This is a genomic window from Rubneribacter sp. (assembly GCF_965361815.1).
In genome coordinates, this window is record NZ_CBDTNW010000080.1 from 1 (window position 1) to 9,885 (window position 9,885).

Genomic DNA, 9,885 nt, shown 5'->3' on the forward strand with positions numbered 1-9,885 from the left:
AGGGGAGGGCCAAGGGACACCCCCCCCCTCGGAACACCCCCCCCGCTTCTGTTCCACCGCTATGGCGTGCTGTGGACGACGTTCTTCCAAGCGCTCGGGTACGAGGTGGCGGTCAGCGACCCCACGGACAGGGCCGTGGTCGAGCGCGGCGACGCGCTGTCCAACGACGAGTGCTGCCTGGCCTCGAAGGCGTACCTGGGACACGTGGCGCCGCTTTTGGACGCAGGCGCGTGCGACGTCGTGTTCGTTCCCAGCATCGTCAGCGAGGGGCTGCACCGCGGGTTTTGCACGAAGTTCCAAGCGTTGCCGGACCTTGTGGCCAACACGTTCGCAGACAGCCGCGTCCGCGTGCTGTCGTGCCTGGTGAACGTTTGGGAGGAGAAGGCCGGCATGAAGGAGGCGCTGCTGTCCGCAGCATCGCAGCTAGGCGCGGGGACCCGCGAGGCGAAGCTCGCGTGGAAGAAGGCCGCGCACGCCCAGGAGCGGGCCGAGCGCGCCGCGCTGGAGCGGCAAGCGCGCACGCTGGCGGCCCTCGACCGCGCCCGGGAGGCGGCCCTTGGCAATGGAGCCGGCGGCGACGCGCCCCTTGGCATCCTGCTGGCCGCTCATCCCTACGTGGCGCACGACCCGCACCTGGGCGGCGCGCTCGTCGATCTGATCGAGGGCATGGGCGCCACCGTGCTGTTCGCCGACGAAACCGACCGCGAACGCGCGCTGCAAGCCAGCTTCGAGTTCTCCGAAACCATGCCGTGGACGGTCAACCGCGAGATCGTCGGCGCCATCATGCTGCTGCACGACCGCGTGGACGGCATCGTGCTGGTGAGCGCGTTCCCGTGCGGGCCGGACTCCATGACCGACGACGCCATCCTGCGCTGCATCCAGGGCAAGCCCATCCTCAACCTCACCGTGGACGCGCAAAGCGGCACCGCCGGGCTTGAAACGCGCGTGGAGAGCTTCGTGGACATCCTGCGTTACCAGAAGAAGGGAGGCTACGTCCATGAGCGAGACACCGCACACAGAAACGCCTGAAATTGCAGACGGCGACGCAGGTAAGCGAGCGGTGAATCCCACGGTCGGCCGCGCATTCGGTCGATATCTCGAGCGCAATCGCGTGAACCCCCTGCGAACCGACGACAGCCCGGGCATCGCCGACGGGGCGCGCGGGGCGCGCGTGGTGCTGGGAGGCGGCGGACGCGGCCCGTTCAGGCTGCGCCCGCTGCTGCCGAAGAGGCCCCGGCCGCGCACGCGCGAACGCCACGCCCGCACGCGCGTGGCGTTCTTCCGCTACAGCTACTACGACATCGCGTTCAAGTTCTTCGTGGAGCACGTGTTGGACGCCGACTTCGTGGCGCTGCCCAAGGCCACGCGGCGCACGGCGGAGCTGGGATCGCGCCATTCCAGCGACATGGTGTGCGCGCCTTTCAAGCACATCCTGGGCGACTACATCGAGGCGCTCGAGCTGGGCGCGGACGTGCTCGTGCAGTTCGCAGGGCCGTGCCGTTTGGGCTACTACGGAGAGCTGCAGGAGTCCATCCTGCGTGATCTGGGATACGAGTTCGACATGCTGAACTTCGCCACGGTGACGGGAAAGCCGCTCACCGAGTACGTGACCATCTGCAAGAAGAAGGTGAACCCCAACGTGTCGGTGCCGCGCGGCGTGCGCAACATGCTGGCCGTGTTCAAGATGATCGAGTGCTTGGACGAGGCGAACGACCTGTACCTGGCCAACGCCGGGTTCGAGGTGGAACCCGGCTCGTTCGACCGCGCGCGGGAAGCGTACTTCGCCGACATGCGCGAGGCAACCTGCGAGCGCGACATAACCGAGGCGCAGCGCCGGGGCCTCGACGCGCTGCGGTCGCTGCCGGTGCGCCGGCCCGCGCGCCCGGTGCGCGTGGGCATTGTGGGCGAGTACTTCACGGCAGCCGATCCGGCCAGCAACCTGGATTTGGAGCGCAAGCTGCTGGCGATGGGCGTGGAGGTGCACCGCTCGCTCACCATGACGAACCGCAACCTGCGCTACAACGAGAAGAACCTGCGCGCGAGCATCGCCGACTACGTGACCTACGACATGGGACCCACCTCCAGCCTCACCATAGCCTCCGCGCTGCGCTACGCGCAGGAGGGCTTCGACGGCGTGGTGCACGTGAAGTCGTCGGGCTGCACGCCGGAGGTGGACTGCGTGCCGGTGCTGCAGCGCATCGGCCGCGACACCGGCATGCCCCTGCTCTATTTGAGCTACGACTCGCAGACCAGCGACACCGGCCTGGACACGCGCCTCGAGGCGTTCTACGACATGCTGGCCATGAAGAAGGAGAACATGCGATGACGGAGCAGACGGAGTGCTATCTGGGAATCGATATAGGGTCCATCTCCACGAAGGGCGTGATCATCGACGGCGCGCGGCGCATCATCGCGCGCACGTACCTGTGGACCGAGGGCAACCCGGCCGATGCCGCGCGCCGCGTGGTGGCCGACCTAGGCTCGCAAGTCGATCGCGACGCCGTGCGCGTGCGCGCCGTGGGCACCACCGGCAGCGCGCGTCGGCTTGTGGGCGCCATGTGCGGCGCGGCCGTGGTGAAAAACGAGATCACGGCGCATGCGGTGGGCACCACCTTCCTGCACCCCGACGTGCGCACCATCCTGGAGATAGGCGGGCAGGACTCAAAGATCATCTGCGTGGAGAACGGCATTGCCGTGGACTACGCCATGAACACGCTGTGCGCCGCCGGCACGGGCGCGTTTTTGTCGAGCCAGGCGCACCGTTTAGGCGTGGAGGTGGAGGAGTTCGGCGAGATCGCGCTCACGTCGAAGAAGCCGGCGAACATCGCGGCGCGCTGCACCGTGTTCGCCGAGAGCGACCTTGTGCACAAGATCCAGGTGGGTTACGCGCGCGAGGACATCATCGCGGGCCTGTGCCGCGCGGTTGCCACCAACTACCTCAACAACGTAGGCAAAGGCAAGCAGATCGTGGCGCCGGTGGTGTTCCAGGGCGGTGTGAGCAAAAACGCCGGCGTGGTGCGCGCCTTCGAGGACGAGCTGGGAATGGAGGTGCTCGTGGACGCCGACGGGCACCTCATGGGCGCGTTCGGCGTGGCGCTTCTGGCCGCCGAGGCCGCACCGCGCGCGGTCGCGGGGGCGAGTGCGGTCGGCACGGCGACGGGCACCGGAGCGGGAAGCGCGGATGCGACGGGCAACGCGGCGGCGGACGACGAGCCGTTCGACTTCGACGCGCTGCGCGACTTCGAGTTCGCCACGCGCGAGGTGGAGTGCCAAAAGTGCGCGAACCGCTGCGAGATCATCTGCGTCTACCGCGACGGCGCCATCATCGACTCCTGGGGCAACCGCTGCGAGAAGGGCGCCGTGAAGACGACGGCGTGAGGCCGACCGCCGCGCTGGCGAGCCGGCTGGCCAGCTTCAGCCTCTCTGTCAAAGAGAGAGTTCGGCCCGAAGTGGCACGAATCGCATCTTGTGCATAGGTTTTACCGATCGAAGCGGACGCGCTGCGCTTCCCCGTCGGCAAAACACCAGGTCGCGAATCCTCAGCGCGGGCTTCCGCCTCCTGAATCTATGCACAGAACGCGTTTTCTGCCATTTCGGCACGCTCTCCCTGTTAGACATGAGCCCCTGTTGGCCAATGTTCGAGCAGAGCTTCCCCTGATCGGGCGCTTCGGAAAGCCCCGCCCGCCCGTTGGGAAAGCTTTCCGAAGCGCCGGCGGGCCGGCCCGGCCTCTGTCGACCCCGGTTCAACAGAGGCGCTCCCGCATCAACAGAGAGGTCTTCGGCGCCGCGCGCTCACGGCTCCATGGGGTCGCGCGCAAGGCCCAGATCGCGCTCGGCTGTGCGAAGCCACTCCCCAGGGGTTGCGACCGGGATGAGCGACCGGGCGAAAGCCGCCGGATCCCGCGTCACCAGATAGTCGGCCTTCGCCTTCCCGGCGCACAGGGAGACAAGGCACTTCTCGTAGTCGTCCCATTCCAAACGAGCGGCGCGAACGGCTTCCCCGGCGCTCAAGCCGACCGGGGTCAGCGCCTCGCTCGTCTTCGCCATCGCCCGCTGGATGCGGACGGGGTCCGCATGGCGCCTCAGCACGCGAAACGCCTCCTGCAAAGAGAACGTCGGCACCCACAGCCTGACGTCGCCAAGGTAGCCGGCGACGACGATGCGCCGCGCATCCTCGAAAAACGGCTCCCTGCGGCCCACGTAGTCTATGTACACGTCGGTATCAAGCAGAAGGTTCACGGTCATCGACCTCCCCGTCTTTCGACCAATCCACAACCAGCGTGCTCTCCCGCAAAAAGGCATGGACGTCCTTGGCGCGGGCGCGAACCTCATCGCGAGCCTGCGGCAGCTCCCTTCGGTCTATCAGGTAGTCAAACGCGCTGTTCACAAGATCCGTCGTCGTGTTCCCCAGCTCGGCGAGGATCTGCGATCCCGCCTCCTTCTTGGCCGTTGGCACGCGCGCGGTCACCAGTGTGCTCTCCATGCCGTCGCTCCTATCTTCGGTGCTTTGCGCTGCAATGCATGATGCGGCAAACCGGTGCGGGACGCAAGGGGAGTCTCCGGCAGCAGGAAAGCAGGGGATGCGAAGGAGGACCCCCGGCGAAAAACCGACGAGGGGACAAGAGAGGACCCCGGTGGCAAAAAAAGCCCCGCGGCGCGCGGACGCGGGATGCGAGGGAGAGCCTCGGCGGCACGCCGGCGCAGAGCGCGGGGGCCTTCGGCGCCGCGCTGGCCCGACATGCGCAGCGCGACCATCGGGCAGATGGCATGCGCAGCGCGCCCGCCGGGCATCTGCCCGGCGGGCGCTGAAAACTCTCCGACGGGCCGGAACCCAAGACCCGCCGCTCCTTCGAGCCGCTACTTTTGCACCGGGGCGGCGTCAAGCACCAGATTGTCGAAGTCGAGGGGCTCTTCCACCGTGCACTCGTAGTTGCCCTCGCGGTTGATGTCGATGAGCACGTGGCTGCGGTCGCGCAGCTGGCCCTCGATCATCTTCTGCGCCACGCGGTCCACAATCTCGCGCTGGATGAGGCGCTTCAAGGGACGCGCGCCGTAGACGGGATCGTAGCCGTCGATGGACAGGTGCTCCATGGCCGCCGGCGTCACGTCCAGCGTGATGCGGCGGTCGGCCAAGCGGTCGCGCACGTCGTTGAGCTGCAGCTCCACAATGGGCTCCATGGCCGCGATGGACAGCGCGTTGAACGTGATGATGTCGTCGATGCGGTTTAGGAACTCGGGGCGGAACGTGGAGCGCAGCGCGTCGTTCACCTGCTGCTGCAGCTCGGCCAGGCGCTTCGCCGTGCTGGCGATGTCGCCCTTCATCATGTCCTCCACCATTTGGCCCATGCTCTCGCCGCCTGTCTCCTGGTTGGAGAACTCGCGGATGGACTGGCTGCCCACGTTGCTGGTCATGATGATGATGGCGTTCTTGAAGCTGACCACGCGGCCCTGGCCGTCGGTCAAACGCCCGTCGTCGAGCACCTGCAGAAGCACGTTGAACACGTCCGGATGCGCTTTTTCTATCTCGTCCAGCAGCACCACGCTGTAGGGCTTGCGGCGCACGGCCTCGGTCAGCTGGCCGCCCTCGTCATAGCCCACGTACCCCGGAGGCGCACCGATCAGGCGCTGCACGGAAAACTTCTCCATGTACTCGGACATGTCGATGCGCACCATGGCCTTCTCGCTGTCGAACAGGTACTCCGCCAGCGCTTTGGCAAGCTCGGTTTTGCCCACGCCCGTGGGGCCGAGGAACAGGAAGCTGCCGATGGGTTGGTTGGGGTCGGAAAGCCCCGCGCGGTTGCGGCGGATGGCGCCGGCCACCGCGGCCACGGCCTCGTCCTGGCCCACCACGCGCTCGTGCAGCTTGTCCTCCAAGTCCACCAGCTTGGCCATCTCGCCCTGCATCATCTTCTGCACGGGGATGCCCGTCCACGTGGACACCACCTCGGCTATCTCGTCTTCCGACACCTCCTCTTTGAGAATGGCGCCGTCTTGCTGCTTGACGTTGAGCGCCTCCTCGGCGGCGTGCAGCCGCTGCTGCAGCTCGGGGATGCGGGCGTAGCGGATTTCGGACGCCTTCACCAGGTCGCCCTCGCGCGTGGCGCGCTCCTCCTCCAGCTGGGCCCCTTCAAGCTCGCTTTTGAGGTTCTGCACGTTCTCGATGGCGTCCTTCTCGTTTTGCCACTCGGCCTTCTGCTTGTCCAGCGCCTCGCGGGCGGCGGCGATGTCGCGGCGCAGCGCTTCCAGGCGCTCCTGGGACGCCTCGTCGCTTTCCTTCATGAGCGCCTGCTCCTCGATCTGCATCTGCGTGAGCTTGCGCTCGGCCGCATCCACCTCCTCGGGCATGGAGTCGATCTCTATGCGCAGGCGGCTGGCGGCCTCGTCCATGAGGTCGATGGCCTTGTCGGGCAGGAAGCGGTCGGAGATGTAGCGGTTCGACAGCTCCGCCGCGGCCACGATGGCGGCGTCGGTGATGCGCACGCCGTGATGGATCTCGTACTTCTCCTTCAGGCCGCGCAAAATGGCGATGGTGTCCTCCACCGTGGGCTCTGTGACCAGCACCGGCTGGAAGCGGCGCTCCAGAGCAGCGTCCTTTTCGATGTACTTGCGGTACTCGTCCAGCGTGGTGGCGCCGATGGCGTGCAGCTCGCCGCGCGCGAGGGCCGGTTTGAGCATGTTGCCCGCGTCCATGGAGCTGTCGCCGGTGGAGCCGGCGCCCACAATGGTGTGCAGCTCGTCGATGAACAGGATGATCTGCCCCTCGCTCTGCTTCACCTCACGCAGCACCGCCTTCAAGCGGTCCTCGAACTCGCCGCGGTACTTCGCGCCGGCCAGCATGGAGCTTAAATCGAGCGTGATGATGTCGCGGTCGCGCAGGCTGGAGGGCACGTCACCCGCCACGATACGCTGGGCCAGGCCCTCCACGATGGCCGTTTTGCCGGTGCCCGGCTCGCCGATGAGCACGGGGTTGTTCTTCGTGCGGCGTGAAAGCACCTGGACGGTGCGGCGGATTTCCTCCGAACGGCCGATCACCGGGTCAAGCTTGCCCTCGCGGGCCTGCTGGGTGAGGTTTTGGCCGTACTGCTCCAGCGCCTCGAACTGCGCCTTGTTCTGCGGGTCGGTGACGCGCGTGTCGCCGCGCAGCTCGTCGTAGGCCGCCTCGATGGTCTTGCGCGTCACGCCCGCGCCGTTGAGGATCTTCCCCGGCGCGCCCTTGTCCTCGGAAAGCGCTATGAGCAAGTGCTCGCTTGTGGCGTAGCTGTCGCCCAGCTTCTCGGCCGTCTTCACGGCGGCGTCGATGAGGTTCATGAGCGCGGGGCCGGGGGCGCCCGTCATCATCATGGAGTTGCCGCTCACCTTCGGCATGCGCCCGATCTCCGCGTCCACGTTGGCCAGCAGCTGCGCCGGGTCGGCGCCGATGCGCTTGATGATGGCCGACAGGTTGTTCTCCTTCGACTGCAGCAGCGCTTTCAGCATATGGATGGGCTCTGCCTGCGAAGCCTCGTTTTCCGAGGCGATGACGATGGTCTGCTGCAACGCCTCCTGCGCAGTCAGGGCCAGTTTGCTCAGATTGCCCATGTTCATGGTTGTTCCTCCTTCGCATGACCTCAAAAGTCATGAAATGTTTCACGTGAAACACGCGTGCGTTGCGCAGCGCGTTGCCGTGTGCGCCACCCGCCCGCATCGTCCGTACCGCCCGTGTGCCCGCCGCGCTGCGCGCCCAAACTTCACGGCAGCCGCAGAAACGACGGCGGCATATCCGACACGCGCACGAGCGAGTTCACGCTCTCGCGCGTTTCCAGCTCGTGCACGCGATCGGCCAGGCGGCGCACCCGCTTGTGCAGATCGTCCAGCTCGGCGTCGCGTTCGTCCAGCCGCCCCTGCAAGTCCAGGATGCGGATGACGCCGGCCAGGTTGATGCCCTCGCTCGTCAGCTCGTTGATAAGCTCCAAACGCTCGATGTCGGCCTGCGAGTACATGCGGGTGTTGCCGCTGGTGCGCTGGGGGGACACCAGGCCCTTCTGCTCGTAGGTGCGCAGGGTCTGGGGATGCACGCCCGCCAGCTGCGCCGCCACGCTGATCATGTACAGCGGGCGGTTCCGGTCCGCGCGATCGCTCATCGCTCCCAACTCCTCACGTTCTCGTCGGTTGCGGCCAGGTAATCCTCCATGGCCTTTCTCTGGCCGTCGTTCATCTGCTTGGGCACGACCACCTTGACGGTGATCCTCAAATCGCCCGAACCTTCGCCCTTCACCTTGGGCGCTCCTTTCCCGCGCACGGTCAGCACGGTGCCGTCCTGGGTGCCGACGGGCACCTTGACGCGGACCTTCGTGCCGTCCGGGGCGGGCACGACCACGCTCGCGCCCAGCGCGGCCTCGGCCACGCTCACGGGCACGTCCATGAGCACGTCGGCGCCCTTGCGGCGGTAGTGCGGATGCTCCTCCACCTTCGTGGTGATCAGAAGGTCGCCCGCCGCGCCGCCGTTGTCGCCCGGACCGCCCTTGCCCTTGAAGCGCAAACGTCCGCCGTCAACGGCGCCGGCCGGAATCTTCACCGTCAGCGTCTCCGATTCGCCGCGCCCGGGCACGCGCACGGTCACGCGCTTCTCGGCGCCCTTGAACGCCTCGTCGAAGGTCACGTTCAGGGTCACGTTCATGTCCTGCCCCTTGCGGGGACGGGGCTGACGCGCCCCTCCGAAGCCGGAGCCGCCGAAGTCCCATTCGGTGCCGAAGGCCCCTTCGCCGCGCCGGATGCTCTCCAGAATGTCCGCCCAGCTGCCGAAGCCGCCGGCCCCGCCGCCGAAGATGTCCCCGACGTTCACGGACCCGCCGCCCCATCCCTGGGGGATCTGGTTCTCGTTCGCCGTGCCGTACTGGTCGTAGAGCTTGCGCTTCTTGTCGTCCGAAAGCACCTCGTAAGCTTCGTTGATCTCTTTGAACTTCGCCTCGTCGCCGCCGGCGTCGGGATGATGCGTGCGCGCCAGCTTGCGAAACGCCTTCTTTATCTCATCGGCCGTCGCCGTGCGTGGAACGCCCAGCGTCTTGTAATAGTCGGGAGTTGCCGACATGCGCTCCACCTTCCTTTCAGTCAAGGAGGCTTCACGGCTCTGTCCCGAAGCCTCGCCGTTGCTTATGCGCCTCTAGTAGCGGAAGCGGGCTTGCCCTCACGTGCAGCCCGCTTCCCAGCTTCTTACTTCTTGTCCGCGTCTTCCTGCGGTTTCTCTCGCTTCGGCCCCCCGGTGGTGACGGTGACCATAGCCGGTCGCAAGACCTTCGATCCCATCTTGTAACCTTTCTGGTACACCTCGCCCACCGTCTCGTCGGGAACGCTCGCGTCGTCCACCGTGGCCACCGCTTGGGCCTCCAGCGCGTCGAACGCCTCTCCCGCCGGATCGATGACCTGCACGCCGCCTTTCGAGAGCACGTCCACGAACTTGGCGTGCACGGCTTTCACGCCGTCGAACAGGCCCGTTTCGCCGTTTTTCTCCGCGTAGTCGATGGTGCGCTCGAAGTCGTCGATGACCGGAATGAGCCCGGACACCAGCTTCTCCGTTGCCAGGGCCTTTTCGGCCTCGCGCTGCTCGGCTGTGCGGCGGCGGTAGGTGTCCCATTCGGCGTGAAGCCTCATGAACTTGTCCTGCCACTCGCGCGCCTCGGCTTGCGCCTTGGCTACCAGGTCGTCAGCGGAAGGCGCCTCCTCCCCCGCTTCGGCGGACTGCTCTTCGGGCGAAACGTCAGCGGGCTGCTCGACGTCGTCCGAAGCGGCGTCCTCCTCCGCAAAGTCGCTGCCGGCGGCCGGCTCCTCCGAGCCGGCCGGTGCAGCGCTGGCCGCGGCCCGAGGGGGGGTGGGGGGGGTGGCGCCGCTGCCCGTGTCGTCTTGGTTTCC

Annotated in this window: 9 protein-coding genes; 3 read left to right on the forward strand and 6 right to left on the reverse strand. The window is 66.9% G+C overall.

What is annotated here, in order from left to right; translation table 11 throughout:
- The 3 genes from ACWKY3_RS05970 to ACWKY3_RS05980 form a co-directional block, all read left to right on the forward strand.
- Positions 1 to 1,029 (forward strand): acyl-CoA dehydratase activase-related protein (locus ACWKY3_RS05970; protein WP_449315514.1); only part of this gene is annotated, 1,029 nt, incomplete at its 5' end.
- Positions 998 to 2,326: a hypothetical protein gene (locus ACWKY3_RS05975; protein WP_449315515.1), complete on the forward strand. Its 1,329-nt coding sequence runs from the start codon at positions 998 to 1,000 to the stop codon at positions 2,324 to 2,326. The genes ACWKY3_RS05970 and ACWKY3_RS05975, both read left to right, overlap by 32 nt.
- Entirely contained in the window at positions 2,323 to 3,378 is a 1,056-nt protein-coding gene (locus tag ACWKY3_RS05980) for an acyl-CoA dehydratase activase (protein ID WP_449315516.1), read from the forward strand. The genes ACWKY3_RS05975 and ACWKY3_RS05980 overlap by 4 nt, the downstream gene beginning before the upstream one ends.
- A 414-nt stretch (positions 3,379 to 3,792) precedes the next feature.
- Here ACWKY3_RS05980 and ACWKY3_RS05985 read toward each other — a convergent pair whose 3' ends face one another.
- The 6 genes from ACWKY3_RS05985 to ACWKY3_RS06010 all read right to left on the reverse strand — a co-directional run.
- Complete coding sequence (locus tag ACWKY3_RS05985; protein ID WP_449315517.1) at positions 3,793 to 4,245, reverse strand: type II toxin-antitoxin system VapC family toxin; 453 nt, start codon at positions 4,243 to 4,245, stop codon at positions 3,793 to 3,795.
- A complete protein-coding gene (locus ACWKY3_RS05990; RefSeq protein ID WP_449315518.1) occupies positions 4,223 to 4,483 on the reverse strand; it encodes a hypothetical protein in 261 nt (86 codons plus the stop codon). The genes ACWKY3_RS05985 and ACWKY3_RS05990 overlap by 23 nt, the downstream gene beginning before the upstream one ends.
- 374 nt (positions 4,484 to 4,857) lie before the next feature.
- Positions 4,858 to 7,584, reverse strand: coding sequence for an ATP-dependent Clp protease ATP-binding subunit (locus ACWKY3_RS05995; RefSeq protein ID WP_449315519.1), 2,727 nt, complete (start codon positions 7,582 to 7,584; stop codon positions 4,858 to 4,860).
- A gap of 143 nt (positions 7,585 to 7,727) precedes the next feature.
- Entirely contained in the window at positions 7,728 to 8,120 is a 393-nt protein-coding gene (locus tag ACWKY3_RS06000) for a heat shock protein transcriptional repressor HspR (RefSeq protein ID WP_449315520.1), read from the reverse strand.
- Positions 8,117 to 9,067, reverse strand: a complete 951-nt coding sequence (locus ACWKY3_RS06005) for a DnaJ C-terminal domain-containing protein (protein ID WP_449315521.1) — start codon at positions 9,065 to 9,067, stop codon at positions 8,117 to 8,119. The genes ACWKY3_RS06000 and ACWKY3_RS06005 overlap by 4 nt, the downstream gene beginning before the upstream one ends.
- A 122-nt stretch (positions 9,068 to 9,189) precedes the next feature.
- Positions 9,190 to 9,885, reverse strand: a 696-nt coding sequence (locus tag ACWKY3_RS06010) for a nucleotide exchange factor GrpE (RefSeq protein ID WP_449315522.1), incomplete at its 5' end; no start/stop codon positions are given.

Bases quoted from the DNA above. Each gene is read 5' to 3' on its own strand.
- ACWKY3_RS05985 (WP_449315517.1), bottom strand. From the start codon at position 4,245: ATGACCGTGAACCTTCTGCTTGATACCGACGTGTACATAGACTACGTG.
- ACWKY3_RS05990 (WP_449315518.1), bottom strand. From the start codon at position 4,483: ATGGAGAGCACACTGGTGACCGCGCGCGTGCCAACGGCCAAGAAGGAG.
- ACWKY3_RS05980 (WP_449315516.1), top strand. From the start codon at position 2,323: ATGACGGAGCAGACGGAGTGCTATCTGGGAATCGATATAGGGTCCATC.
- ACWKY3_RS05995 (WP_449315519.1), bottom strand. From the start codon at position 7,584: ATGAACATGGGCAATCTGAGCAAACTGGCCCTGACTGCGCAGGAGGCG.
- ACWKY3_RS06005 (WP_449315521.1), bottom strand. From the start codon at position 9,067: ATGTCGGCAACTCCCGACTATTACAAGACGCTGGGCGTTCCACGCACG.
- ACWKY3_RS06000 (WP_449315520.1), bottom strand. From the start codon at position 8,120: ATGAGCGATCGCGCGGACCGGAACCGCCCGCTGTACATGATCAGCGTG.
- ACWKY3_RS05975 (WP_449315515.1), top strand. From the start codon at position 998: ATGAGCGAGACACCGCACACAGAAACGCCTGAAATTGCAGACGGCGAC.